We start from the raw sequence: 24,845 nt of genomic DNA on the forward strand, positions 1-24,845 counted from the left end.
GGCTCAGGGCCTAACCGCCGTACGCCCCCGAAGCCGTCAGCCGCAGTGCCGTGTCGATCAGCGGCACGTGGCTGAAGGCCTGCGGGAAGTTGCCGACCTGGCGCTGCAGCCGCGGATCCCACTCCTCGGCGAGCAGCCCCAGGTCGTTGCGGAGCGCGAGCAGCTTCTCGAAGAGCTTGCGGGCCTCGTCGACCCGGCCGATCATCGCCAGGTCGTCCGCCAACCAGAACGAGCAGGCCAGGAAGGCGCCTTCGTCCCCCTCAAGGCCGTCCACGCCCGCGTCGTCGCCCGAGGTCGGATAGCGCAGGATGAAGCCGTCCGACGTCGAGAGCTCACGCTGGATCGCCTCGATCGTGCCGATGACGCGCTTGTCGTCGGGCGGCAGGAAGCCCATCTGCGGGATCAGCAGCAGCGAGGCGTCAAGCTCCTTGGAGCCGTACGACTGCGTGAACGTGTTCCGCTCCTTGTCGTAGCCCTTCTCGCAGACGTCACGGTGGATGTCGTCGCGCAGCTCGCGCCACTTCTCCAGCGGGCCGTCCGCGTCGCCGGACTCGATGAGCTTGATCGTGCGGTCGACGGCGACCCAGCACATCACCTTGGAGTGCACGAAGTGGCGGCGCGGTCCGCGCACCTCCCAGATGCCCTCGTCGGGCTGGTCCCAGTGCCTCTCCAGGTAGCGGATCAGTTTGAGCTGGAGCAGCGAGGCGTAGTCGTTGCGGGCCAGGCCCGTCATGTGCGCCAGGTGCAGGGCCTCGGTGACCTCGCCGTACACATCGAGCTGAAGCTGGTGCGCGGCGCCGTTACCGGCCCGGACCGGTGTCGAGCCCTCGTATCCGGGAAGCCAGTCCAGCTCGGCCTCGCCCAGCTCACGCTCGCCCGCGATGCCGTACATGATCTGCAGGTTCTCGGGGTCGCCCGCCACCGCGCGCAGCAGCCACTCGCGCCAGGCGCGGGCCTCCTCGCGGTATCCGGTGCGCAGGAGCGAGGAGAGCGTGATCGCCGCGTCGCGCAGCCACGTGTAGCGGTAGTCCCAGTTGCGGGAGCCCCCGATGTCCTCGGGCAGCGAGGTGGTGGGCGCGGCGACGATGCCGCCGGTCGGCGCGTACGTCAGGGCCTTGAGCGTGATCAGCGAGCGGACCACGGCCTCGCGGTAGGGCCCGTGGTACGTGCAGTGCTCGACCCAGTCGCGCCAGAAGTCCTCGGTCGCCGTGAGGGCGCCCTCGGGATCGGGCAGCGCGGGCGGCTGCCTGTGGGAGGGCTGCCACGAGATGGTGAACGCGATCCGGTCACCCGGCGCGACCGTGAAGTCCGAGTACGTCGTGAGGTCCTTGCCGAAGGTCTCGGCCGGGGTGTCGAGCCACACCGAATCGGGCCCGGCGACGGCCACCGTGCGCCCGTCGACCTTGTGTACCCAGGGCACCACACGCCCGTAACTGAACCGCATGCGCAGCGCGGAGCGCATCGGCACCCGGCCGCTGACGCCCTCGACGATCCGCACCAGCTGCGGGGCGTCCGTGTCGCGGGGCGGCATGAAATCGGTCACGCGGACCGTGCCGCGCGGGGTGTCCCACTCGGACTCCAGGACCAGCGAGTCGCCGCGGTAGGTGCGCCGCGCCGCCGTCGGTGGCGGGGCGTCCGGGCTGTGCGCGGGTCCAAGCCGCCAGAATCCGTGCTCCTCCGTGCCCAGCAGGCCGGCGAAGACGGCGTGTGAGTCGAAGCGGGGCAGGCACAGCCAGTCGACCGTGCCGTCCCGGCAGACCAGTGCGGCGGTCTGCATGTCTCCGATGAGTGCGTAGTCCTCGATGCGCCCGGCCACGTGCATCTCCAGTCAAACGGCCACGTCGCCCTCGCGGGGCGCTCGCTCTACGGTCAGAGTTCGCTGTAAAACGAACTGCGCGAGCCTCTTGTTCCTGGAGAACGGGCGGGGGTGATGCCGTTGGTCGGACGGCTCGGCAGCAAGTGTCCGAGCAGGATACGACGCACCCCGGTGATCTGCGCGCCGGTCCGGGCAACGCAGCTGCGCCGAACGGGTGAGCGCCAGGTGAGGCGGCTGTGAAGAGAGTGGCGGAGCGTGGCCGGAAGCAGCCTCGTCCCGTCGCTGATACCCTGGTAGCCCGTGAGCCGGTGGTCCTAGAACCCCCGAACCGCAGCGACGGCACCTCCCCCGAATCCCCGGTGAGAGTGCCGGTACGCACCCTCCAGACCGCGACCACGGGAGCCCCCCTTTGGCTATGCAGCCCAAATCCACGACGACCAAGCACATCTTCGTCACCGGGGGTGTCGCCTCTTCCCTCGGCAAGGGTCTGACTGCCTCCAGCCTGGGTGCGCTCCTCAAGGCTCGTGGCCTGCGCGTCACCATGCAGAAGCTCGACCCGTACCTGAACGTCGACCCGGGCACGATGAACCCCTTCCAGCACGGCGAGGTGTTCGTCACCAACGACGGCGCCGAGACCGACCTGGACATCGGCCACTACGAGCGCTTCCTCGACGTCGACCTCGACGGCTCGGCCAACGTCACCACCGGCCAGGTCTACTCGCAGGTCATCGCCAAGGAGCGGCGAGGCGAGTACCTGGGCGACACCGTGCAGGTCATCCCGCACATCACCAACGAGATCAAGCACCGCATCCGCCGCATGGCCACGGACGACGTGGACGTCGTCATCACCGAGGTCGGCGGCACGGTCGGTGACATCGAGTCCCTGCCGTTCCTGGAGACCGTCCGCCAGGTCCGCCACGAGGTCGGCCGCGACAACGTCTTCGTCGTGCACATCTCGCTGCTGCCCTACATCGGCCCCTCCGGCGAGCTGAAGACCAAGCCGACCCAGCACTCGGTCGCCGCCCTGCGCAACATCGGCATCCAGCCCGACGCCATCGTGCTGCGCGCCGACCGCGAGGTGCCGCTGTCCATCAAGCGCAAGATCTCGCTGATGTGCGACGTCGACGAGGACGCGGTGGTCGCGGCCATCGACGCCAAGTCGATCTACGACATCCCGAAGGTCCTGCACACCGAGGGCCTTGACGCCTACGTCGTCCGCAAGCTGGACCTCCCGTTCCGCGATGTGAACTGGACGCAGTGGGAGGACCTCCTGGACCGGGTGCACAACCCGAACCACGAGGTCACCATCGCGCTGGTCGGCAAGTACATCGACCTGCCCGACGCCTACCTCTCCATCACCGAGGCCATGCGCGCCGGCGGCTTCGCCAACAAGGCCCGCGTCAAGGTCAAGTGGGTCACCTCGGACGACTGCAAGACCCCGGCGGGCGCCAAGAAGCAGCTCGCCGACTGCGACGCGATCCTGATCCCCGGCGGCTTCGGCGACCGTGGTGTCTCCGGCAAGGTCGGCGCGATCCAGTACGCCCGCGAGAACAAGGTGCCGCTGCTCGGCATCTGCCTCGGCCTGCAGTGCATCGTCATCGAAGCCGCCCGCAACCTCGCGGACATCCCCGACGCCAACTCCACCGAGTTCGACGCCGCGACCTCCCACCCGGTCATCTCGACCATGGCCGAGCAGCTCGACATCGTCGCGGGCGAGGGCGACATGGGCGGCACGATGCGCCTGGGCATGTACCCGGCCAAGCTCGCCGAGGGATCGATCGCGCGTGAGGTGTACGACGGCAAGGAGTACGTCGAGGAGCGCCACCGCCACCGCTACGAGGTGAACAACGCCTACCGCGGCGAGCTGGAGAAGAAGGCCGGCCTGCAGTTCTCCGGCACCTCCCCGGACGGCAAGCTCGTCGAGTACGTCGAGTACCCGCGCGACGTCCACCCCTACCTGGTCGCCACACAGGCCCACCCGGAGCTGCGCTCGCGCCCGACGCGTCCGCACCCGCTCTTCGCCGGTCTGGTGAAGGCGGCCGTGGAGCGCCAGACGGCGGCCAAGAAGGGCAAGTAACACAAGGGTTGTACGGTTGCCGGGGTACGCGTCTTTCGAGGTGCGTGCCCCGGTTTCTGTTTGTGTGCGTGTGGGAGGACAGGGCGACATGACGATCAAGGACACCGCCGAGGAGTGGCAGGTCACGGCGACGGAGACCCCGTTCGTCGGCAACAAGACCTCCGTCCGCACCGACGACGTGGTCATGCCCGACGGGACCGTCGTCCGCCGCGACTACCAGGTGCACCCCGGCTCGGTCGCGGTGCTCGCACTCGACGACGCGGGCCGCGTCCTGGTCCTGCGCCAGTACCGCCACCCGGTCCGCCAGAAGCTCTGGGAGATCCCGGCAGGACTGCTCGACATCCCCGGCGAGAACCCGCTGCACGCCGCCCAGCGCGAGCTCTACGAAGAGGCGCACGTCAAGGCGGAGGACTGGCGCGTCCTCACCGACGTCTACACCACGCCCGGCGGCTGCGACGAGGCCGTGCGCATCTTCCTCGCCCGCGATCTCTCCGAGGCCGAAGGCGAGCGCTTCGAAGTCTCCGAGGAGGAGGCGGACATGGAGCTGGCGCGCGTACCGCTCGAAGAGCTCGTACGCGGCGTGCTCGCCGGTGAACTGCACAACAACTGCCTCGTCGTGGGCGCCCTTTCACTCACCGCCGCGCTGAACGGCGACGGCGTGGACGCGCTGCGCCCGGCCGAGGCGCCTTGGCCCGCGCGTCCCTTCGAGGCCTGAGCACACATCAGGGGGCGGCTTCAGGCTCCGGTGTGACGATCTGCTGATCCGATCGGGCGACTGTGTGCGCCGCGTGACGGGGGACGCGGCAGGGCCTGAACTAGGCTCTGGAAGCGTCCCGACCGGAGTCCCGGCGGGTTCGCGCGCAGGCGGACGGAGCATGGCCCGTGACGGATCAGGCGGTCGACACGGACGGTTCGGCGGCGGGCGGCGCGGTGCCGCGGCCCGCGTCGGCCCGGACTTCCGGGGAAGGCCAATTCACCGGCCGGCGCCGGGAGTTGAAGGAGCTCCGCGCCGACATCGACCGCGCGGGCCTCGACACCATCTCGGGCCGCAAGGCGCCACGCGCGCGCGTGCTGCTCATCGCGGGACGCCCGGGCTCGGGCCGCACCTCCCTCGCGGAGGAGCTCGCCCGGCAGGTCGCCGGCAACTACCCGGACGGCACCCTCCGAGCCCACCTCACAGAACCCGACGGCACGCGCGTGCCGACCGAGCGCACCGCGCGGGAGCTGCTCGACGTCCTGGAGGTGCCCGCACCGCCGGGGGCCGACGAGGACGAGCTGACCGAGGTGCTCCGCGAGGCCCTGGCAGGACGCCGGTGTCTGCTGCTGCTCGACGGAGCGGCCGATGCCGAGCAGGTCGACCCGCTGATCCCGGACGCGCCCGACTGCCTGGCCGTCGCCGTCTCCGAGGGCCCGCTCACCGGAATCCCGGACGTGCGGCCCTGCACGCTCGGCGGCCTGGACACCGCCGCCGGCGTCGAGCTGCTCTCCCGCGCCGCGGGCCAGGTGCGCGTCACCGTCGACCCGCGCTCCGCGGAGAGCCTGGTCGAGGCGTGCGCCGCGCACCCCGCCGCCCTCGTCCTGGCCGGCGGCTGGCTCTCCGTGCGGCCCAAGGCGGCCCTCGCCGACCTGGCCAAGCAGGTGCACGAACGCCCCGACGAGGGGTCCGCCCTTGCCCGCGTCTTCCAGCACTCGTACGCCTCGCTGCCGGGCCCCGCCGCGCGGATACTGCGCTTCCTCTCCCTCGCCCCCGCGGGCCACGTCGACCCGCACACCGCGTCCGCCCTGGCCGGCTGCTCGGTCTCCGCCGCCCGCACCACCCTGGACGACTTCGTGAAGCTCGGCCTGGTCAGGGCCGTGGAGTCGCCGCTGCCGCAGTACGAGGTGCCCGGCTGCCTGACGCCGCTGCTGCGCTCCCTCACCGAGAGCCAGGACCGCCCCGCCGAGGTGCAGCTGGCGCGGGCCAGGATGCTGGAGCGGACCGTGCGGCTCCTGCAGTCCTGCCGGGCGATCACCGAACCGGACGGCTCGGCGGCCCGCAAGAAGCTCGCCGGTCTGCCGCGCGCCCTGCGCTTCCCCCACCGGGCGGCCGCCGCCGAGTGGCTGCGCATCCGGCAGCCCGCGCTGCTCGCCGCCGCCCGCCTCGCGGTCGCCGACGGGGAGCTCGACACCCTCGCCCGGCGCCTGATGGCGGCCCTGACGCGGGCCCTGGTCGCGCACCGCGGCACGGAGGACGCGGCTCCCGAGCTGTACGGCATCCATCAGCTGGTCCTGGATGTCGCCGAGCGCAGGGATCTGCCCCGCGAGCAGGCGGCCGCGCTGCTCAATCTCGCGGATCTGGATGCGCGCACGGGACGTACACACGAGGCGCTGGTGCGATATCGGTCAGCTTTGGACGCCGGACGCAGAGCAAATGACCCGTACGCGACCGGCCGCGCAATGGAATCCGTAGGTGGCGCATACCAGGAGCTGGGGGACTGGTCGCGGGCGTCGGACTGGTTCGGCCGGGCCCTCGCCCAGCGCCTGGGTCGGGACGAGCGCGCCGACGCGGCCCGGCTCTACGGCCGCATCGGCACCGCACACACCTATGCGGGGCGCTACGGAGAGGCGCTGCGCAACTGGAGCTCGGCCGTCACCGGGTACCGCAAGTGCGGTGATGTGGCGGGCCAGGCAAGGGCGTTGAGCGAGCTGGCGCGGGTGCAGGAGTACGCGGGGCGGCCCGAGGAGTCGCTGCGTACCTGCCAGGAGGCGGTCGAGTGGGCGCGGCAGGCCGGCGACGTACGTCTCCAGGCGGCGCTGCAGCTCAGGCTGGCCGACACCCTGGAGCGTCTTGGCGACCCGGCGGCCGCCCGGCTGCACCGCGCCGCCGCCGAGCGCATGCTGGGAAGGGAGATCGAGGAGGTCACGGGGCTTGCATCGAAGGATGGACCCGAGGGTTCCGCCTACGAAATCCGTAGCGCTTCCGCAGAAGATTGATGCATTGAAAGGCTAGACAGAGAGAACTCCTTCATTAGACTGGCTCCGCCGCGTACTTCCGTGGTGTCTTCCGATGCGCCCTCTTGTGTGTCGGTACGTAGTTCATTGCCCGAAACATCCCTGAGCCAAGAGGACCGTGATCCACGTGAAGGTCGGCATCCCCCGCGAGGTCAAGAACAACGAGTTCCGGGTGGCCATCACCCCCGCCGGTGTGCACGAGCTGGTGCGCCATGGCCACCAGGTCGTCATCGAGCGCAACGCCGGTGTCGGCTCCTCCATCACGGACGACGAGTTCGTCTCGGCCGGCGCCCAGATCCTGGACACCGCCGACGAGGTCTGGGCCACCGCCGACCTCCTGCTGAAGGTCAAGGAGCCCATCGCCGAGGAGTACCACCGCCTCCGCAAGGACCAGACGCTCTTCACCTACCTGCACCTGGCCGCCTCCAAGGAGTGCACGGACGCGCTCCTGGAGTCCGGCACGACCGCCATCGCGTACGAGACCGTGGAGACCGCGAACCGCGCGCTCCCGCTGCTCGCCCCGATGTCCGAGGTCGCGGGCCGCCTGGCCCCGCAGGTCGGCGCGTACCACCTGATGGCCGCCCAGGGCGGCCGCGGTGTCCTGCCCGGCGGTGTCCCGGGTGTGGCGGCCGGCAAGGCCGTCGTCATCGGCGGCGGCGTCTCCGGCTGGAACGCCGCGCAGATCGCCATCGGCATGGGCTTCCACGTGACCCTGCTCGACAAGGACATCAACAAGCTCAAGGAGGCGGACAAGATCTTCGGCACGAAGATCCAGACCGTCGTCTCCAACGCCTTCGAGCTCGAGAAGGCCTGCCTCGACGCCGACCTCGTCATCGGCGCCGTCCTCATCCCGGGCGCCAAGGCCCCGAAGCTCGTCACCAACGAGCTCGTCTCGCGGATGAAGCCGGGAAGTGTCCTTGTCGACATCGCGATCGACCAGGGCGGCTGCTTCGAGGACTCGCACGCGACCACGCACGCCGAGCCGACCTTCCCGGTCCACAACTCGGTGTTCTACTGCGTCGCCAACATGCCCGGCGCGGTGCCCAACACCTCGACGTACGCGCTGACCAACGCCACGCTGCCGTACATCGTCGAGCTCGCGAACCGCGGCTGGGTCGAGGCGCTGCGCCGTGACCACGCGCTCGCCCTGGGTCTCAACACCCATGACGGCAAGGTGGTTTACAAGGAGGTCGCCGAGTCGCACGGCCTCGAGCACGTCGAGCTGGAGACGCTCCTCGGCTGATCCTGACCACTTTCGTCAACGAAAGTCGTCAATCTCACGCCTGCGGCCGGACCTTGAGAGGGGTCCGGCCGTATGCGTATGTCCGTGGACATGGTCAACTCGCCTTGAACGTAGCCCTTTAACCGATTCGCCCACCCCGGAAATGTGCCAATGGCACCCCACGCGCCCTTGACATGGGGGCGTTCGATTGCCGACACATCGGGCCGGGTCCGGCGGATTGTGTTGCTGCGGACCGGTGACACGCCATAGAGTCGCCAACCGTCGGCATGGTGTCACGCTGACCTATCGAGAAATTTCCTGGTCACCAAGGAGGTAAGACGACTTGTGAATGAGTCGACATTTGCTCCCGGGGGTGGTCAACCAGGAATGTCTGCGCGGGGCCAAGGACCCGTGGGGCTCGAGGCTGTCGGCTCCGTCGCTGTCCGCACCTTCGAAGCCCGCCAGAAACCGCAGCCGACGCAACCGACATCGTCTGCACCCCAGAGCATGGATGGCCATCACGTGAACGCCATGGCCGGCGACCGGAGTGGCGAGAACACCACCCACACCCAACTCGCCGACTACGAGGAACTGCCCCAGGGGCACTTCTACGACCCTGACGCCGAGTACGAGCCCGATCCTGAGTACGCGGCCACGCTGGCCCCGGACGCGGCCCGTCAGCGCCGTGAGCGCATCGGTCCCACGGGACGCCCGCTGCCGTACTTCCCGATCCCGGGCCCGCTGACCGATCACGGCCCCGCGAAGATCATCGCGATGTGCAACCAGAAGGGCGGCGTGGGCAAGACGACGTCGACCATCAACCTGGGTGCCGCGCTCGCGGAGTACGGACGCCGGGTCCTGCTCGTCGACTTCGACCCGCAGGGCGCCCTCTCGGTGGGCCTCGGGGTGAACCCGATGGAGCTGGACCTGACGGTCTACAACCTGCTCATGGAGCGGGGCATGTCGGCCGACGAGGTGCTGCTGAAGACGGCGGTCCCGAACATGGACCTGCTGCCCAGCAACATCGACCTGTCCGCCGCCGAAGTGCAGTTGGTCAGCGAGGTCGCCCGAGAGTCCACGCTGCAGCGGGCGTTGAAGCCGCTGATGCAGGACTACGACTACATCGTGATCGACTGTCAGCCCTCGCTCGGCCTGCTCACCGTGAACGCCCTGACGGCGGCTCACAAGGTGATCGTGCCGCTCGAGTGCGAGTTCTTCGCGCTGCGCGGTGTGGCCCTCCTGACGGAGACCATCGAGAAGGTCCAGGAGCGGCTCAACCCCGACCTGGAGCTCGACGGCATCCTCGCCACCATGTACGACTCGCGCACGGTGCACAGCCGTGAGGTGCTCGCGCGGGTGGTCGAGGCCTTCGACGATCACGTCTACCACACGGTCATCGGGCGCACGGTCCGCTTCCCGGAGACCACGGTCGCCGGTGAGCCGATCACGACGTACGCCTCGAACTCCGTCGGCGCCGCCGCCTACCGTCAGCTCGCCAGGGAGGTGCTCGCCCGGTGTCACGCCGAGTGAGTCTGCCGGGGGCCGACGAACTGTTCCGTACGACCGGGGGGATGGCGCTGCAGTCGTCGTCTCCGCGACGCCAGGCCAATGGCGAGCCGCGGGTGCCGGCGCCCGCGGGGGAGAGCGACGAGACCGCCGCCGGTGACTCCACCGGGGGCACGGGCGACGCGGACGGCGGTGAGTCCGCCGAACACGGCGCCGCCGACGCGGAGTCGGGGGCCGGGGAATCCCGTAGCCGCACGGCGTCCGCCGAGGGCGAGAAGGGCGGCGGCCGGTCCGCCGGCTCCGCCTCCACCGCGCAGGCGCGGCGGCGGGCGCGGGCGGCCAATCGGCGGCCGAGCGGGCGTGAGCGGCACGACGAGAAGATCACCGTGTACGTGTCCGCCGAGGAGCTCATGGATCTTGAGCACGCCCGGCTCGTGCTCCGGGGTGAGCATGGTCTCGCGGTCGACCGCGGGCGGATCGTCCGCGAGGCGGTGGCTGTCGTCCTCGCCGATCTCGAGTCCCGCGGGGACGCGAGCATTCTCGTACGACGGCTGCGTGGGCGGTAGGGGTAGCCTTCCCGCCGATGCCCCTGAACGACGATTCCGCACCACCTGCCCGCCGCCGCGCCCTGGGGCGCGGTCCCGCGGTGGCTCCGGCGGAGGAGCCCGCCCACGACCAGGAACCGGCGGTCGAGCCGGAGGCGGTGGCGGAACCGGAGACGTCGGTCGAACCGGAGGCGCCCGCCGAGCCTGACGACGGGCGGTTCAAGGTTCGGCTCGCGAACTTCGAAGGGCCCTTCGATCTGCTCCTTCAGCTCATCTCGAAGCACAAGCTCGATGTCACCGAAGTCGCGCTGTCCAAGGTGACCGACGAGTTCATGGCGCACATCCGGGCCATGGGACCCGACTGGGATCTCGACCAGACCACCGAGTTCCTGGTGGTCGCCGCCACTCTGCTCGACCTCAAGGCGGCCCGGCTGCTGCCCACCGCCGAGGTCGAGGACGAGGCGGATCTCGCGCTGCTCGAAGCGCGGGACCTGCTCTTCGCGCGACTCCTTCAGTACCGCGCGTACAAACAGATCGCGGACATCTTCAGCGGGCGGCTGGAGGAGGAGGCGCGGCGCTATCCCCGGACCGTGGGGCTTGAGCCGCACCATGCCGAGCTGCTGCCCGAGGTCGTCATCAGCATCGGCGCCGAGGGCTTCGCCAGGCTCGCCGTGAAGGCGATGCAGCCGCGGGCGAAGCCTCAGGTGTACGTCGACCACATCCATGCCCCGCTGGTCTCCGTGCAGGAGCAGGCAGGGGTGGTCGTGGCCCGGCTGCGGGAGCGGGGCGAGGCCAGCTTCCAGATGCTCGTCGAGGACGCGGGGGACACCCTCACCGTGGTCGCCCGCTTCCTGGCGCTGCTCGAGCTGTACCGCGAGAAGGCCGTCGCCCTGGACCAGGAGGACGCCCTGGGCGAGCTGATGGTGCGGTGGACCGGCGGCGACGGCGACGGGCAGCCGACGGTGACCGACGAATTCGACCGGGCCCCGGAGCTGCCGGGCGAGACGAGCGAGGAGCAGACGGCATGAGCAGTCCCGCGGGAGACCTGGCCGGCGCCGTCGCCGATCTGGAGCTGCGGCCCGCCCTGGAGGCCGTCCTCATGGTCGTCGACGAACCGGCCACCGAGGAGCACCTCGCCAAGGTCCTCGACCGGCCCCGGCGGCAGATCGCCGACGCGCTGCGCGAGCTGGCCGACGAGTACACCGTGCAGCGGCGGGGCTTCGAGCTGCGGCTCGTGGCGGGCGGCTGGCGGTTCTACACGCGCCCCGAGTACGCGGCGGCGGTCGAACGCTTCGTGCTCGACGGGCAGCAGGCCCGGCTCACCCAGGCGGCTCTGGAGACCCTCGCGGTCGTCGCGTACCGCCAGCCGGTCAGCCGTTCCCGGGTCTCCGCCGTGCGCGGAGTGAACTGTGACGGCGTGATGCGCACCCTTCTCCAGAGGGGTCTGGTGGATGAGGCGGGCGCGGAACCCGAAACAGGTGCGATCCTGTACAGGACGACGAACTACTTTCTGGAGCGGATGGGCCTGCGTGGCCTTGACGAGCTCCCGGAGCTCGCGCCCTTCCTCCCCGAGGCGGACGCGATCGAGGCAGAGACGCAGGAAGGTGTCCCGTCGTTCGACCCGGACGCTCCTGATGCGCCGGGTTACGAGGACGCAGACGACTAACGGAAATTTGATGCGAAGCAGCAGCGGCAGGAACAGCAGCGGAAACAACGGCGGGAGCCGTGGTGGCAACAGCGGCGGCCGCGGCGGGAGCAGCGGTGGCCGCGGTAACTACCGCGGTGCCGGCAACGCCCGCGACGACAGGCGCGGGGCCGGCAGCGCCCGCGACGACAAGCAGGGCGGCAGCGGCCGTCCGAAGAAGCCGCGTCCGGAGGAGCGGCGCTACGACGTGGGCACCGGCGGCACGCAGGACGGCCCGAAGTCGGGCCGTGGTGCCTCGGCGCGCGGCGGCGCCAAGGGCGGCCCCAAGCAGGGCAGCCAGGCAGGCGGACGCGGGCGTTGGGCTCCGGCCACCTCCCGTGAGTACGACGCGCGGGCCGAGGAGCGCAACCGCGAGCGGTACGCGGGCAAGCCGAAGACCAACCTGCCCAAGACCTTCCCGGGCGCCGAGCAGGAGGGCGAGCGGCTGCAGAAGATCCTCGCCCGCGCGGGCTACGGCTCGCGCCGTGCCTGTGAGGAGCTGGTCGAGCAGGCCCGCGTCGAGGTCAACGGCGAGATCGTGCTCGAGCAGGGCATGCGGGTCGACCCGGAGAAGGACGAGATCAAGGTCGACGGCCTGACGGTGGCGACCCAGTCTTACCAGTTCTTCGCCCTGAACAAGCCGGCCGGCGTCGTCTCCACCATGGAGGACAGCGAAGGCCGCCAGTGCCTCGGTGACTACACGAACAACCGCGAGACGCGGCTGTTCCACGTGGGCCGGCTGGACACCGAGACCGAGGGCGTCATCCTGCTCACCAACCACGGTGAGCTGGCGCACCGCCTCACGCACCCGAAGTACGGCGTGAAGAAGGTCTACCTCGCGCACATCGTCGGGCCGATCCCGCGTGACCTGGGCAAGAAGCTCAAGGACGGCATCGAGCTGGAGGACGGGTACGCGCGTGCGGACCACTTCCGCGTCGTCGAGCAGACCGGCAAGAACTACCTGGTCGAGGTGACCCTGCACGAGGGCCGCAAGCACATCGTGCGGCGCATGCTGGCCGAGGCCGGGTTCCCGGTCGACAAGCTGGTGCGGGTGGCCTTCGGGCCGATCACCCTCGGCGACCAGAAGTCGGGGTGGCTGCGCAGGCTCTCGAACACCGAGGTCGGCATGCTGATGCAGGAAGTCGACCTGTAGACACCACTCAGGGCTTGTGACTGCCCGTCCGTTCTCTTTATAGTCTTCATGACTATTAAGGGGGTGGGCGGGCATGCCTGTGTCCGGGACCTACGACAAGTACGCCTTCGAGCCGTTCGCCGTCACCGTCGACCTCGCCGTCTTCACCGTCCGCGCGGGCCGGCTGCACGTGCTGCTCGTCGAGCGGGGCCAGGAGCCGTACGCGGGACGCTGGGCGCTGCCCGGCGGCTTCGTGCTCCCCGAGGAGTCGGCCGAGACCGCGGCGGGCCGTGAGCTCGCCGAGGAGACCGGCCTCACGGACGCCGGCGGGCTCCACCTGGAGCAGCTGCGCACCTACAGCGAACCGGACCGCGACCCTCGGATGCGGGTCGTCTCGGTGGCGTTCGCGGCGCTCGTGCCCGATCCGCCCGAGGTGCGCGGCGGCAGCGACGCCGCCCGCGCCGCCTGGTTGCCGTACGGCTCCGCGTACGGGCCGCTCGCGTTCGACCACGAGCGGATCCTCGCCGACGCCCATGACCGCGTCCGCGCCAAGCTCGAGTACACCGGCCTCGCCACGGCCTTCTGCCCGCCCGAGTTCACGCTCGGCGAGCTGCGGCAGGTCTACGAGACGGTGTGGGGCGTCGAGCTCGACCCGGCCAACTTCCGGCGCAAGGCGCTCGGCACGCCCGGCTTCGTCGCGGCGATCCCCGGGGCCGCGCGCCTGACCGGCGGGCGCGGAAAGCCCGCAGCCCTCTACCGCGCGGGCGGCGCCACCGAACTGCACCCGCCCCTTCTCCGTCCCTCGACCATTGCCTCGGACCTCTCGGAAGGAAAGACCTCATGAAGCGCGCCGCCACCGGATCCCTGATCGGGCTCGCCCTCGGGGACGCGCTCGGCTTCCCGACCGAGTTCAACGACGTACCCTCGATCCTCGCCAAGTGCGGGCCCTGGCGGGAGATGGAGCTGCCGAAGCCCGCGTTCGTCACGGACGACACGCAGATGACGCTCGCGCTCGGCCGTGCGCTCAAGGCCGCGTCCGCGCGCGGGCTCTGCGGGCCCGAGCGGTTCGCGCACCTCACCCGCCGGGAGTTCGTCGCCTGGAACTTCTCGCCGGACAACAACCGCGCCCCCGGCGACACCTGCGTCACCGCCTGCGAGCTGCTCGCCGACGAGCAGCGCCCCTGGCGGGACGCCAGCCAGCTGCACTCCAAGGGCTGCGGCGCCAATATGCGGGTCGCGCCGCTCGGGCTCATGCCGTGGCTCAGCGAGGAGATGCGGGCCGGCGCCGCACAGACCCAGTCGGCGCTCACCCACGGCCACCCCACGGCCCTGGCGGCCAGCGATCTCACGGCGTACGCGGTGAAGCTGCTCGCCGAGGGCACGGAACCGATGGGCCTGGTCGGCCTGCTCCGGTCGTACGCCATCGACAACCGCACCCGGTACCGCGAGGACTGGCTCGGCGACCTGTGGACCCGCTCCCAGGACCCGACCCCCGAGCACTTCATCGCGCGCGGTTGGGACGAGTGCCTCGCGATACTCGAACGGCTCGCGGCGGCGCTCAAGGACGCCAACCCGGAGACCGACCCCTGCCTCGCCACCGGCGCGGGCTGGATCGCCGAAGAGGCGCTCGCCACCGGCCTGCTCTGCTTCCTGATGTTCCCCGACGAGCCCCTCACCGCCCTGCGCAGGGCGGCCTGCACCTCGGGGGACTCCGACTCCATCGCCTGCCTGGCCGGCGCGTTCGCGGGCGCCCATCTCGGCGCGGACGCCTGGCCCGCCGAGTGGGCCGAGCGGATCGAGTACCGGACGGAGCTGCTCGAACTCGGGGCGCTCTGGGACGGGGAGGCCTAAGCCGCAGCCGCCGCCGACGCGCGGCGCACCCGGAACAGGAAGTCCTCGACCCGGCGGCGGGGCAGCTCGTCGGGAGGCGTGGGCGGGGCCCAGGCTTTCGGCACCGGGGACGCATCGCGTGCTTCCAGCGGGGCGCGCCGTGCAGGCGTACGTCCGCGTCGAGCTTCTTGCGCTGGCCGAGCGCGTAGCCCGGAACTGCGCCTCCGCCAGTCCTTCGACATGCGTCGGCGGCTTCTCGAAGCGGTCGCGTACGAGGTCCAGGTCGCTCAGGCGCTGCATTGGTGAGCGTACGGGCCACCGTCAGCCGAGCGTGATCGAATTTCCGGTGACCGTGATCTTCTGCGCGGGGAGCGGCCGTGGCGCGGGGCCTTCCGCCACCGAGGCGTCCGCCACGCGGTACTTGCTGCCGTGGCACGCGCAGTTGATCGTGCCGTCCGTGACCTCGCTGACCGTGCAGCCGGAGTGCGTGCAGACCGCGGAGAAGCCCTTGAAGTCGCCCTCCTCGGGCTGTGTCACGACGACCTTCTTGTCCTTGAAGATCTTGCCGCCGCCGACCGGGATGTCCGACGTCTTGGCCAACTCGTCGGCCGCGGGCGGCTTCTGGGACTTCTCGCCGCCGGAGGAGGACGGTGCGGCGGAGGACTCGGTCTCGGGCGGCTGCTCCGGCTCCGCGTCCTCGTCGCCGTACTTGCTGCATCCGGCGGCCAGCGCGACCGCGCCGCCGGTGGCGAGGACCGTGCGCCGGGTGGGGGGCGTACCGCTCATGTCGTCACTCCGAACGTACGGAAGAACCACAGCGCCGACGTCAGCCAGATCACCGTGAGGACCGTGAAGACCAGGCCTCCGATCACCGGAAGCAGCCAGCCGGGCAGCTTCTCCGAGCGGAGCAGCAGCATCTTGGCACTGAAGGCGCCGAAGAAGAAGCAACCGAGCAGCGAGTGCCACATCACGCGCGTCGAGTACGTCTGATAGCCGAGCGCGTAGAGGCAGTGCACCGCCACGGGCACCGACACCAGGAACGCGATCCGGCCCGACCAGCGGTGCAGCGCCGCCGACCAGGACGGGCCCGGAAGACGGCCGTACACCATGAACGCCGATGCGACCTGGACGAGCGCGAAGGCGAACGCCGTCGTGCCCAGCCAGGCCTTGACCGCGCTGGTGCTGCTGAACCCGGCGAGGTTGAAGGCCGTGCCCTCCGGGTCGTGCGTCCTGCCGTACACACCGAGGCCGACCGCGACCGCCGCGGCGACCAGGGCGGGCACGAGATAGCGGGCGGGGTGCGGGCGACGGTGGTCGCCCGTCGCGGGGGGCGGGCCGAAGCCGCCCTGGGTCGCGGCGTTCGGATCGACGCTCATGGTGGCTCCCTGGTCGGGCGCGGCGGGGTCGGGGTGCGGGCGGGTCAGGGCACGACGGGGCGGGCGGTGAGGCGGCCGCCGTCGAAGGGCACGGCGCCGGTCTCCGGGTCCAGGCGCGGGGCGGGCGCGGGCTTGCCGTCGCGCTTGAGGATGCCGACCTGGCTGCCGTCGGGCAGCACGATCCAGCCGCCGTCGACCTCGGCGCCGCGCACCTCGGTGGTCGCGCGGTACAGGCCGGAGGGCTTCTTCGCCCGGTCCGCGGTGAAGTCCCATGTCTTCTTGTCGATGTCGACCGTGCCGCGGACCTTGTCGTCGTCGCGCAGGGTGCCGTCCAGCTTCGCGCCGTGCTTGCCGGTCAGCCGCATCGAGCCGTCGTCCTCGACGTTGCCCTTCAGCCAGGATTCCGTGTTCCGTCCGTCGCAGAAGTACGCGATGGCCTTGCCGTCACGGATCGAGATGGAGACGGCCGAGGTGTCGTCGTCCGTACGGCCCGCGTACTCGGCCTTGGCCGGCGGCTTCTTCGACGGCTCCTTCGAAGGATCGTCGGTCGGACTCTTGGAAGGGTCGCTCTTGGAGGGCGCCGGAGACGAGGGCGCCGGTGACGCGGCACCGGGCGAGTCCTCTCCGTACGACGAATTGCCCGTCCCCGTGGTCGCGTTGAGCGACAGCATGAACAGGGCCAGCAGCAGCCCCCCGAGAAGCGTGTACAGCGGTCCCGAGCGCTTCATACGGGCCTCCCCCGAGGCGTGGGCCGTGCCGGCTCCTCCATGCAAGCGGACGCGCGCCCCCTGCGTCCAGGGCTGAACCGTCACGGATCGTTCCAAGTGGCGACAGAAGGCGATCAGGGCGACATTGGCAGGGTCCGAGGTCCCGCCCCTGGGCGGCGCGGCACGGGCGACAACCACGCGGCGTCCGTCTCGGCAGGCGGGCGCCGCGCACTCGTCCCCGGGGCCCTGACTACCCTTGTGAGCACAGCAAGTCGTAGATACACGAGCGAGGAGCAGCACTGTGGCGGTACGAGCGGTCCGGGGCGCCGTCCAACTGAAGCGGGACGCGGCCGACCACATGGACGAGCAGGTCAGCGAGCTGCTCACCGCCATCCTCGAGCGGAACGGACTGACCCAGGACGACCTGATCAGCATCTGGTTCACGGCGACGCCCGATCTGCACTCCGACTTCCCGGCCGCGGCCGCGCGCAAGCTGGGCATCGTGGACGTCCCGCTGATCTGCGCGCAGGAACTGGAGATCAACGGCGCGATGCCCCGCGTCGTCCGGGTCCTCGCGCACATCGAGACCGACAAGCCCCGCTCCGAGATCACGCACGTCTACCTCGGCGCAGCTGCCACCCTTCGCAAGGACATCGCCCAGTGAGAACCGCCCTCGTCATCGGCACCGGCCTGATCGGCACCTCCGCCGCGCTGGCGCTCGTCTCGCGCGGTGTGACCGTGCACCTCGCCGACCACGACCCCGGGCAGGCCCGCACGGCGGCCGCGCTCGGCGCAGGCACGGACGAGGAGCCCGAGGGCCGCGTCGACCTCTGCGTCGTCGCCGTGCCGCCGGCGCATGTCGCCGCGACCCTGGCCGACGTCATGGGGCGCGGGGCGGCGCGCGGCTACCTCGACGTGGCCAGCGTCAAGGGCGGGCCGCGCCGTGAGCTGGAGGCGCTCGGCCTCGACCTCACCCCGTACATCGGTACGCACCCCATGTCCGGCCGGGAGCGCAGTGGCCCCCTGGCCGCCACCGCCGACCTCTTCGAGGGGCGGCCGTGGGTGCTGACCCCGACCCGGGACACCGACACCGAGGTCCTCAACCTCGCCCTCGAACTGGTCGCGCTCTGCCGTGCGGTGCCGGTCGTCATGGACGCCGAGGCGCACGACCGCGCGGTCGCGCTCGTCTCGCACATGCCGCACCTCGTGTCCAGCATGGTCGCCGCCCGCCTGGAGGACGCCGAGGAGACGGCGGTGCGCCTGTGCGGCCAGGGTATCCGTGACGTCACGCGCATCGCCGCGTCCGACCCGGGGATGTGGATCGACATCCTGTCCGCGAATCCCGGCCCGGTGGCCGACCTCCTCGCGGCGGTCGCCACCGACCTGGACGAGACGGTGACCGCGCTGCGCGCCCTGCAGTCGGCGGACGAGTCCAAGCGGCGGGACGGCGCGGCCGGAGTCGAGGGCATGCTGCGGCGTGGCAACGCCGGGCAGGTCCGGGTACCGGGCAAGCACGGGGCGGCGCCGGCCACGTACGAGATCGTCGCCGTGCTCATCGACGACCAGCCAGGACAGCTGGCCCGGATCTTCGCCGACGCGGACCGCGCCGGGGTCAACATCGAGGACGTACGCATCGAGCACGCGACCGGGCAGCAGGCGGGCCTGGTCCAGCTGATGGTGGAGCCGAAGGCGGTGCCGGTGCTGAGCGCGGCACTGCGGGAGCGGGGCTGGGCCATCCGGCAGTAAGAGGCGCTCGCGGGAGCCAGTAACCTTGTGCGGGGCGTGTCTGCGCCCCGCCTCCTTGCCCCGCGTCCTGAGAAAGGTGCCCGCACCCCGTGGAAACCGCCGAAACCGCCACCCAGGCTGCCGTCATCGTCGCCATCGACGGACCCTCCGGCACGGGCAAGTCGAGCACCTCCAAGGCCGTCGCCGCCCAGCTCGGCCTCAGCTACCTGGACACCGGCGCCCAGTACCGCGCGATCACCTGGTGGATGGTGAGCAACGGCATCGAGCTGACGGACCCGAGCGCCATCGCCGCGGCCGCCCAGAAGCCCGAGATCATCTCCGGCACCGACCCGTCCGCCCCGACCATCACGGTCGACGGCACGGACGTCGCGGGCCCGATCCGCACGACCGAGGTCACCTCCAAGGTCAGCGCCGTCAGCGCCGTGCCCGAGGTCCGCGCCCGGATCACGGACCTGCAGCGCTCCATCGCCGCGTCCGCCGAGAAGGGCATCGTCGTCGAGGGCCGTGACATCGGTACGACCGTCCTGCCCGACGCCGACCTGAAGATCTTCCTGACGGCCTCGCCCGAGGCCCGCGCCGCCCGCCGCTCCGGCGAGCTCAAGGGCGCCGACGTCAAGGCGACCCAGGAAGCCCTCATCAAGCGGGACGCGGCCGACTCCAGCCGCAAGACGTCCCCGCTGGCGAAGGCCGGCAACGCCGTCGAGGTAGACACCACCGAGCTCACGCTCCAGCAGGTCATCGAGTGCGTCGTCACCCTCGTCGAGGAGAAGCGGGCCTCGAAGTGATTGCGGCTCCATCGGAACGCGGTGCGGAGGTCGGCCGCCGTATCGGCGTCGGCCTCATGTACGGGCTGTGGAAGCCCCGCGTCCTGGGCGCCTGGAAGGTCCCCGCGGCAGGACCGGCGATCCTGGCCGTGAACCACTCGCACAACGTCGACGGTCCGATGGTGATGGGCACGGCCCCGCGGCCCACGCACTTCCTCATCAAGAAGGAAGCGTTCATCGGCCCCCTCGACCCCTTCCTGCGCCGCATCGGGCAGCTGAAGGTGGACCGTGAGATCGCCGACCGCACGGCGATCACCCGCGCCCTCGGGGTCCTGGAGGACGGCGGCGTCCTCGGGATCTTCCCCGAGGGCACCCGGGGCGAGGGCGACTTCGCCTCGCTGCGCGCGGGCCTCGCCTACTTCGCCGTACGCAGCGGAGCGCCGATCGTGCCCGTCGCGGTCCTGGGAAGCACGGAGAAGCGCGGACGGTTGATAAAGGGGCTGCCGCCGCTGCGCAGCCGGGTCGACGTCGTCTTCGGAGACCCCTTCGAAGCGGGCGACGGCAGCGGACGGCGTACGCGCAAGGCGCTGGACGAGGCGACGGTGCGCATCCAGGAGCGGCTCACCGCCCACCTGGAGAACGCCAGGCGCCTGACCGGGCGCTGAGCGAGACTTTCAGTAGTGGCCCGTCGCCAGAGAGAGACGGTCCACCGATCACCACGATGAACGACGAGGTACGGACTTCATGAACGACCAGATCCAGCCCGAGGGCTCGGAGCACGAGCACGGTGCGCTTGGCGATGCCGAGTACGCGGAGTTCATGGAGCTCGCCGCGGAAGAGGGCTTCGACGTCGAGGACGTCGAGGGCGCGATCGAGGCGGCGGGCCACGGCCCGCTGCCCGTCCTCGCCGTCATCGGCCGCCCCAATGTCGGCAAGTCGACCCTCGTCAACCGCATCATCGGCCGCCGCGAGGCCGTCGTCGAGGACCGCCCCGGCGTGACCCGCGACCGCGTGACGTACGAGGCGGAGTGGGCGGGCCGCCGCTTCAAGCTCGTCGACACCGGCGGCTGGGAGCAGGACGTGCTCGGCATCGACGCGTCCGTCGCCGCCCAGGCCGAGTACGCGATCGAGGCGGCCGACGCGGTCGTCTTCGTTGTGGACGCCACCGTCGGCGCCACCGACACGGACGAGGCCGTCGTCCGGCTGCTCCGCAAGGCGGGCAAGCCGGTCGTCCTGTGCGCCAACAAGGTCGACGGCCCGTCCGGCGAGGCCGACGCCACCGCCCTGTGGTCCCTCGGCCTCGGCGAGCCGCACCCCGTCTCCGCGCTGCACGGCCGCGGCACCGGCGACATGCTGGACGCCGTCCTGGATGCGCTGCCCGAGGCGCCCGAGCAGACCTTCGGCGCCGCCATCGGAGGACCGCGCCGCATCGCGCTCATCGGCCGCCCGAACGTCGGCAAGTCCTCGCTGCTCAACAAGGTGGCGAACGAGGACCGCGTGGTCGTCAACGAGCTCGCGGGCACCACCCGCGACCCGGTCGACGAGCTCATCGAACTCGGCGGGATCGTCTGGAAGTTCGTCGACACGGCGGGCATCCGCAAGCGCGTCCACCTGCAGCAGGGCGCCGACTACTACGCATCCCTGCGCACCGCCGCCGCCGTCGAGAAGGCGGAGGTCGCGGTCATCCTGATCGACGCCAGCGAATCGATCAGCATCCAGGACCAGCGCATCGTGACGATGGCCGTCGAGGCGGGCCGCGCCATCGTCCTCGCGTACAACAAGTGGGACACCCTCGACGAGGAGCGCCGCTACTACCTGGAACGGGAGATCGAGACCGAGTTCCAGCAGGTCGCGTGGGCGCCCCGGGTCAATGTGTCGGCGACGACCGGCCGCCACATGGACAAGCTGGTCCCCGCGATCGAGACGGCCCTTGAAGGCTGGGAGACGCGCGTCCCGACGGGCCGTCTGAACGCCTTCCTCGGCGAGCTGGTGGCCTCCCACCCGCACCCGGTGCGCGGCGGCAAGCAGCCCCGCATCCTCTTCGGCACGCAGGCGGGCACGAAGCCGCCGCGCTTCGTCCTCTTCTCCTCCGGCTTCATCGAGCACGGCTACCGCCGCTTCGTGGAGCGCAGGCTGCGCGAGGAGTTCGGCTTCGAGGGCACGCCGATCCACATCTCGGTTCGGGTGCGCGAGAAGCGCGGCCGCAAGAAGTAGCAGCCACGCAGCAACGAACGGGTGAGGCCCCGCCTTCTTGGAATTCTTTGAAGAATCCGAAGAAGGCGGGGCCTCACCCGTGTGCGGTGCCTCACTGCCCCCTGCGCGGTCCCGGTGGCAGCGCCGCGGGGAACTGCTGGTGGCCCGTGCCGTGCTGCTCCTGGCCGTAGCGGGTCACATGCAGCTGGCTGAGCGTGTTGTGCCGCGGGCTCTGCCGGTCGCCCGCCCGGTGCATGCCGTACGGCATGGCGCCGAAGGCCGTGAAGCCCAGATCCTCCTCACCGCTCCGGTCACCCGGCAGGGCCTTGAACGACCTGCGGTACTCCGAGAACAACGCGTCGTAGATCGGCGTGGCCGAGTAGGAGCCCTCGGTGTCCTGCGCAGAGCGCATGGACGGGATGGGGTTCTGGTAAGCGGGCCGGTGGCGAGTGGCGTCGTATGTGTGCACGTATGTGCCAACGACCCCATGCGCGTACGGATGCGGGGGGCCGCGCCGCTTTCGCGCGGCGCCGGGAGTGTGACCGGCGCGTTTGCGGCTCGCGGCGCGGCCCGGGAGTGGTCGGCTCAGGTGCCCGCGAGCGGCATCGCAGCCGCCACCAGGCGCCCGTGCGCCGCCGCGTTGTCCAGGGCGCCGCGCAGCAGGTCCTCGCGGGGCTGCCGGCCGATGGAGCCGACCGGCGCCGCGAACAGGAGCACCGTCTGCAGCTTGTTGGCCGCGGCCCGCCAGGCTTCGGTGACCTGGAGCGGGTGGTGCGCCTGCCACCAGGCGACGGAGCCGCCGTCGGCGCCGGGCTGGAGCACGGCGTGCAGCTGGCCCATGGCGAGCAGCACCGACCAGCCGTGCAGCACGTCGGGCACGGTGTCCAGCGAGGTCACCGGCATGAAGCCCTGCTCGATCAGGAGCGGCAGGAAGTCGTCGCCGCCGCCCGCGGCGGCGACGGGGCGCCTGATGACGTCGGTCGGCTCGACGACGAGCGCGGGGTGCAGCTCGCCCTCGATGAGGACGAGACCGCTGGTCACGCCGAGGACGGCCTGGGCGGGCACTCCTCCGGCGGGCCCGGTGCCGTCATCGCCGGTGATCGAGCGAACGGCGCCCTGGAGCTGCTCCTCGGAGACCTGGACGATCTGGGAGGGCAGGCAGGTGGCGTGGGCGAAGGCGAGTACGGCGGTCTCCTCGCCGATGAACAGGACCGTGCTGGTGCGTTCCTGCTCCGAGTCGCCCGGGGTGCGGCAGGAGGTGCAGTCGTAACTGCCCGGGGCGTTCTCACCGGCGAGCAGCCGGTCGGCTTCTTCGTCGCCGATCTCGGCGCGTACGTCGTCGCCGACGTCGAGCATGCGCGGCACGGGTGGCTCCTCGGAATCGATGCGTGGGAGCCGGCGGTGTCCGGCTCATAAGGAGACAACGGGCGATCAGTGGCGCAAGTCACGCACGAGGGCGAACGGAATCGAACCATCCGCAGCAGAGGGTGAGTGGTCCGGCGGAATCCGTCACTCCGCGCCAACGTCTGGCGCGTACAGGGAAGTTGGGGCGGTGAGGTGGGTCACAGATCCACTGAGATGCAGGTCGACAAATACGGAAATCAGTGAATTAAGTGGCTGGCCGAAAATCGACGATACCGGCGGTAACGGTCAACTGGCCTGGAATGACAAGGAGTTGGTTGATATCGGGGTGGGCGGGCTCCTAGATTCCCCCCTCGTGTGCAGCGAGCACCGCTCGGGTACGTCCGTCGGCCGCACCAGCCAGCTCAAGCACCGCGGCACGAGAGTGCCGACTCCGGCGGACGGGGTGGAGTGGACCTCAGGCGTCAGATGCGCGATGGGGACCACGGCACCAGGGGGAGCCTGGGTCCTTCGAGAGGGACATACATGTCCGCACATCCCAAGCGCGTTCGCAGGACGGCAGTGATCGGCGGAGCGGCGTTGCTCGCCCCGCTGGGACTGCTCACCGCCACCGGCCAGGCCGGAGCGGCGGACAGCGGAGTGTGGGATCGCATCGCTCAGTGCGAGAGCGGCGGAAACTGGAGCATCAACACCGGCAACGGCTACTACGGAGGACTGCAGTTCTCCGCCGGTACCTGGCGCGCGTACGGCGGAGGGGCCTACGCGGCGACCGCCGACAAGGCGTCCAAGGCGCAGCAGATCGCTGTCGCCGCCAAGGTGCAGCGCGCTCAGGGGTGGGGCGCGTGGCCCACGTGCTCGGCACGGGCGGGAGCGTCCGGCAGTGCGCCGGGGGCGGCGGCTCCCGCGGCGCCCAAGGCCGTCAAGGAGCGGCCCGCGAAGGAACGGCCCGCGAAGGAGCGCGGCCGTACGCCGAGCCACACCGACCGGGGTTCCGGCCGCGGTGACTACACCGTCGAGCGAGGGGACACCCTCAGCAGAATCGCGGCGGAGCACGGTGTCGGCTGGCGTCAGGTCTACGCCGCGAACAAGGCGGTCATCGGCGGCGATCCGAACATGATCGTGCCGGGGCAGCGGCTCGACCTCTGAGCCGGACCGCTTCGGGCATGGCCCTGCCCGGTCGTCCGACCGGGTGGGGCCGTGTCCGTGGCGGGCGCGGCACGCCTTTGCGCGGCTCTCGGCCTGCCTAGCGTGGCCGGATGTACCCGATGCGGATGTTTCCGATGCGGATGTTCCCGATGTCGATCGAGCGGCTCCGGTCGCTGTGGCCCGCCGCGCTGCTCGCCACCGCGGTGTCCCTGCCGGCGACGCTTGTGCCGGCGGCCGCGTCGGCCGCTCCTCCGCCGCCGCTGCCCGGCCCCCCTGCCGCCGCCGCGGCGTACGACTGCTCCCGTACCGAGGGGCCGTGGACCTGCCTCGCCCAGTGCGAGAGCAGCGGACGGTGGAATGTGAACACCGGGAACGGCTTCTACGGAGGGCTGCAGTTCTGGCAGCCCACCTGGAAGGCGTACGGCGGGCTCAAGTACGCGCCGCGTGCGGATCTCGCCACCAAGGAGGAGCAGATCAAGGTCGCCGAGAAGGTGCTGCGGAGACAGGGGTGGGACGCCTGGCCCGCGTGCTCGAAGAAGATCCCGAAGGAGATCCGGGACGGGCTCGCCAGGGTGCATGTGGTCAAGAAGGGCGAGACGCTGAGCTCGATCGCCCGGCGCTACAAGGTCAAGGGCGGCTGGCAGGCCCTCCACAAGGCCAACCGGAAGATGGTCGGGAGCCGTCCCGATGCGCTGAACGTCGGCGCGGAGCTGATCATCCCCCGGGCGGGGGCCAACCGGTCCTGAGG

The 24,845-nt window shown here is 70.9% G+C and carries 24 protein-coding genes and 1 pseudogene; 18 read left to right on the top strand and 7 right to left on the bottom strand.

Going from position 1 to position 24,845, the window contains the following annotated elements:
- Positions 1–10 precede the first annotated feature (10 nt).
- The gene (locus OG453_RS16555) at positions 11–1,822 is read right to left on the bottom strand and encodes a glycoside hydrolase family 15 protein (RefSeq protein ID WP_266868607.1); all 1,812 of its coding nucleotides are present in this window, start codon (positions 1,820–1,822) and stop codon (positions 11–13) included.
- Positions 1,823–2,231: 409 nt separating this feature from the next.
- Here OG453_RS16555 and OG453_RS16560 point away from each other — a divergent pair, with 409 nt between their 5' ends.
- The 11 genes from OG453_RS16560 to OG453_RS16610 all read left to right on the top strand — a co-directional run bounded on the left by OG453_RS16560 (position 2,232) and on the right by OG453_RS16610 (position 14,824).
- A complete protein-coding gene (locus tag OG453_RS16560) occupies positions 2,232–3,893 on the top strand; it encodes a CTP synthase (RefSeq protein WP_266868609.1) in 1,662 nt (553 codons plus the stop codon).
- A gap of 88 nt (positions 3,894–3,981) precedes the next feature.
- Positions 3,982–4,608, top strand: a complete 627-nt coding sequence (locus OG453_RS16565; RefSeq protein WP_266868611.1) for an NUDIX hydrolase — start codon at positions 3,982–3,984, stop codon at positions 4,606–4,608.
- 215 nt (positions 4,609–4,823) lie between these two features.
- Complete coding sequence (locus OG453_RS16570) at positions 4,824–6,866, top strand: tetratricopeptide repeat protein (RefSeq protein WP_266869897.1); 2,043 nt, start codon at positions 4,824–4,826, stop codon at positions 6,864–6,866.
- Between the two features lie 145 nt (positions 6,867–7,011).
- Positions 7,012–8,127 carry an alanine dehydrogenase gene (gene ald / locus OG453_RS16575; protein WP_266868613.1) on the top strand — a complete coding sequence of 372 codons (1,116 nt, stop codon included), beginning with the start codon at positions 7,012–7,014 and terminating at the stop codon, positions 8,125–8,127.
- A gap of 366 nt (positions 8,128–8,493) precedes the next feature.
- Positions 8,494–9,636 carry a ParA family protein gene (locus tag OG453_RS16580; RefSeq protein WP_135331483.1) on the top strand — a complete coding sequence of 381 codons (1,143 nt, stop codon included), beginning with the start codon at positions 8,494–8,496 and terminating at the stop codon, positions 9,634–9,636.
- The gene (locus OG453_RS16585; protein WP_266868615.1) at positions 9,621–10,178 is read left to right on the top strand and encodes a hypothetical protein; all 558 of its coding nucleotides are present in this window, start codon (positions 9,621–9,623) and stop codon (positions 10,176–10,178) included. The genes OG453_RS16580 and OG453_RS16585 overlap by 16 nt, the downstream gene beginning before the upstream one ends.
- 17 nt (positions 10,179–10,195) lie before the next feature.
- Complete coding sequence (locus OG453_RS16590) at positions 10,196–11,185, top strand: segregation/condensation protein A (protein ID WP_266868617.1); 990 nt, start codon at positions 10,196–10,198, stop codon at positions 11,183–11,185.
- A complete protein-coding gene (gene scpB, locus OG453_RS16595; protein ID WP_266868619.1) occupies positions 11,182–11,823 on the top strand; it encodes an SMC-Scp complex subunit ScpB in 642 nt (213 codons plus the stop codon). The genes OG453_RS16590 and scpB overlap by 4 nt, the downstream gene beginning before the upstream one ends.
- 10 nt (positions 11,824–11,833) lie before the next feature.
- Positions 11,834–12,994 carry a pseudouridine synthase gene (locus tag OG453_RS16600; protein ID WP_266868621.1) on the top strand — a complete coding sequence of 387 codons (1,161 nt, stop codon included), beginning with the start codon at positions 11,834–11,836 and terminating at the stop codon, positions 12,992–12,994.
- Positions 12,995–13,067: 73 nt separating this feature from the next.
- Positions 13,068–13,817 carry an NUDIX domain-containing protein gene (locus tag OG453_RS16605; RefSeq protein ID WP_266868622.1) on the top strand — a complete coding sequence of 250 codons (750 nt, stop codon included), beginning with the start codon at positions 13,068–13,070 and terminating at the stop codon, positions 13,815–13,817.
- On the top strand, positions 13,814–14,824 hold the full coding sequence (locus OG453_RS16610) for an ADP-ribosylglycohydrolase family protein (RefSeq protein ID WP_266868624.1): 1,011 nt from the start codon (positions 13,814–13,816) through the stop codon (positions 14,822–14,824). Before OG453_RS16605 ends, OG453_RS16610 begins: the two co-directional genes overlap by 4 nt.
- Here the strand turns inward: OG453_RS16610 and OG453_RS16615 are convergent.
- The 4 genes and pseudogenes from OG453_RS16615 to OG453_RS16630 all read right to left on the bottom strand — a co-directional run.
- Positions 14,821–15,011: pseudogene (locus OG453_RS16615) on the bottom strand (nucleotidyltransferase); the annotation flags it as partial. The gene OG453_RS16610 and the pseudogene OG453_RS16615 sit on opposite strands and share 4 nt — an antisense overlap.
- A gap of 113 nt (positions 15,012–15,124) precedes the next feature.
- Positions 15,125–15,589 (bottom strand): Rieske (2Fe-2S) protein, encoded by a 465-nt coding sequence (locus OG453_RS16620; protein ID WP_266868626.1) that lies wholly within the window; start codon positions 15,587–15,589, stop codon positions 15,125–15,127.
- On the bottom strand, positions 15,586–16,179 hold the full coding sequence (locus OG453_RS16625; RefSeq protein WP_266868628.1) for a DUF6529 family protein: 594 nt from the start codon (positions 16,177–16,179) through the stop codon (positions 15,586–15,588). Before OG453_RS16625 ends, OG453_RS16620 begins: the two co-directional genes overlap by 4 nt.
- A 44-nt stretch (positions 16,180–16,223) precedes the next feature.
- Complete coding sequence (locus OG453_RS16630) at positions 16,224–16,907, bottom strand: hypothetical protein (protein WP_266868630.1); 684 nt, start codon at positions 16,905–16,907, stop codon at positions 16,224–16,226.
- A gap of 280 nt (positions 16,908–17,187) precedes the next feature.
- On the opposite strand from OG453_RS16630, the gene aroH reads away from it, so the two are divergent.
- From aroH to der, 5 genes are all read left to right on the top strand, one after another.
- Positions 17,188–17,550: a chorismate mutase gene (aroH, locus tag OG453_RS16635; protein WP_266868631.1), complete on the top strand. Its 363-nt coding sequence runs from the start codon at positions 17,188–17,190 to the stop codon at positions 17,548–17,550.
- Positions 17,547–18,632 carry a prephenate dehydrogenase gene (locus OG453_RS16640; RefSeq protein ID WP_266868633.1) on the top strand — a complete coding sequence of 362 codons (1,086 nt, stop codon included), beginning with the start codon at positions 17,547–17,549 and terminating at the stop codon, positions 18,630–18,632. Before aroH ends, OG453_RS16640 begins: the two co-directional genes overlap by 4 nt.
- Before the next feature lie 89 nt (positions 18,633–18,721).
- A complete protein-coding gene (gene cmk, locus OG453_RS16645; RefSeq protein ID WP_266868635.1) occupies positions 18,722–19,417 on the top strand; it encodes a (d)CMP kinase in 696 nt (231 codons plus the stop codon).
- Positions 19,375–20,061, top strand: a complete 687-nt coding sequence (locus OG453_RS16650; RefSeq protein ID WP_266868637.1) for a 1-acyl-sn-glycerol-3-phosphate acyltransferase — start codon at positions 19,375–19,377, stop codon at positions 20,059–20,061. Before cmk ends, OG453_RS16650 begins: the two co-directional genes overlap by 43 nt.
- Before the next feature lie 79 nt (positions 20,062–20,140).
- A complete protein-coding gene (der, locus tag OG453_RS16655) occupies positions 20,141–21,610 on the top strand; it encodes a ribosome biogenesis GTPase Der (RefSeq protein ID WP_266868639.1) in 1,470 nt (489 codons plus the stop codon).
- A 91-nt stretch (positions 21,611–21,701) separates the two neighbouring features.
- Here der and OG453_RS16660 read toward each other — a convergent pair whose 3' ends face one another.
- Positions 21,702–22,001, bottom strand: coding sequence for a hypothetical protein (locus tag OG453_RS16660; protein WP_323178636.1), 300 nt, complete (start codon positions 21,999–22,001; stop codon positions 21,702–21,704).
- Positions 22,002–22,174: 173 nt separating this feature from the next.
- Positions 22,175–22,954: a hypothetical protein gene (locus tag OG453_RS16665; protein ID WP_266868642.1), complete on the bottom strand. Its 780-nt coding sequence runs from the start codon at positions 22,952–22,954 to the stop codon at positions 22,175–22,177.
- Between the two features lie 522 nt (positions 22,955–23,476).
- On the opposite strand from OG453_RS16665, the gene OG453_RS16670 reads away from it, so the two are divergent.
- Both OG453_RS16670 and OG453_RS16675 read left to right on the top strand, forming a co-directional pair.
- The gene (locus OG453_RS16670; protein ID WP_266868644.1) at positions 23,477–24,097 is read left to right on the top strand and encodes a transglycosylase family protein; all 621 of its coding nucleotides are present in this window, start codon (positions 23,477–23,479) and stop codon (positions 24,095–24,097) included.
- 125 nt (positions 24,098–24,222) lie between these two features.
- A complete protein-coding gene (locus OG453_RS16675) occupies positions 24,223–24,843 on the top strand; it encodes a transglycosylase family protein (RefSeq protein ID WP_266869898.1) in 621 nt (206 codons plus the stop codon).
- Positions 24,844–24,845: the final 2 nt, after the last annotated feature.

This window comes from Streptomyces sp. NBC_01381 (assembly GCF_026340305.1).
Lineage (GTDB): Bacteria > Actinomycetota > Actinomycetes > Streptomycetales > Streptomycetaceae > Streptomyces.

What these genes read in the sequence shown, in the direction of transcription:
- OG453_RS16565 (WP_266868611.1), top strand. Translation starts at nt 3,982, where the DNA reads ATGACGATCAAGGACACCGCCGAGGAGTGGCAGGTCACGGCGACGGAG.
- OG453_RS16670 (WP_266868644.1), top strand. Translation starts at nt 23,477, where the DNA reads ATGTCCGCACATCCCAAGCGCGTTCGCAGGACGGCAGTGATCGGCGGA.
- OG453_RS16675 (WP_266869898.1), top strand. Translation starts at nt 24,223, where the DNA reads ATGTTTCCGATGCGGATGTTCCCGATGTCGATCGAGCGGCTCCGGTCG.
- OG453_RS16555 (WP_266868607.1), bottom strand. Translation starts at nt 1,822, where the DNA reads ATGCACGTGGCCGGGCGCATCGAGGACTACGCACTCATCGGAGACATG.
- OG453_RS16605 (WP_266868622.1), top strand. Translation starts at nt 13,068, where the DNA reads ATGCCTGTGTCCGGGACCTACGACAAGTACGCCTTCGAGCCGTTCGCC.
- OG453_RS16560 (WP_266868609.1), top strand. Translation starts at nt 2,232, where the DNA reads ATGCAGCCCAAATCCACGACGACCAAGCACATCTTCGTCACCGGGGGT.
- OG453_RS16600 (WP_266868621.1), top strand. Translation starts at nt 11,834, where the DNA reads ATGCGAAGCAGCAGCGGCAGGAACAGCAGCGGAAACAACGGCGGGAGC.
- OG453_RS16590 (WP_266868617.1), top strand. Translation starts at nt 10,196, where the DNA reads ATGCCCCTGAACGACGATTCCGCACCACCTGCCCGCCGCCGCGCCCTG.
- OG453_RS16620 (WP_266868626.1), bottom strand. Translation starts at nt 15,589, where the DNA reads ATGAGCGGTACGCCCCCCACCCGGCGCACGGTCCTCGCCACCGGCGGC.
- OG453_RS16610 (WP_266868624.1), top strand. Translation starts at nt 13,814, where the DNA reads ATGAAGCGCGCCGCCACCGGATCCCTGATCGGGCTCGCCCTCGGGGAC.
- scpB (WP_266868619.1), top strand. Translation starts at nt 11,182, where the DNA reads ATGAGCAGTCCCGCGGGAGACCTGGCCGGCGCCGTCGCCGATCTGGAG.
- OG453_RS16660 (WP_323178636.1), bottom strand. Translation starts at nt 22,001, where the DNA reads ATGCGCTCTGCGCAGGACACCGAGGGCTCCTACTCGGCCACGCCGATC.
- OG453_RS16625 (WP_266868628.1), bottom strand. Translation starts at nt 16,179, where the DNA reads ATGAGCGTCGATCCGAACGCCGCGACCCAGGGCGGCTTCGGCCCGCCC.
- der (WP_266868639.1), top strand. Translation starts at nt 20,141, where the DNA reads ATGAACGACCAGATCCAGCCCGAGGGCTCGGAGCACGAGCACGGTGCG.
- OG453_RS16630 (WP_266868630.1), bottom strand. Translation starts at nt 16,907, where the DNA reads ATGAAGCGCTCGGGACCGCTGTACACGCTTCTCGGGGGGCTGCTGCTG.
- OG453_RS16580 (WP_135331483.1), top strand. Translation starts at nt 8,494, where the DNA reads ATGTCTGCGCGGGGCCAAGGACCCGTGGGGCTCGAGGCTGTCGGCTCC.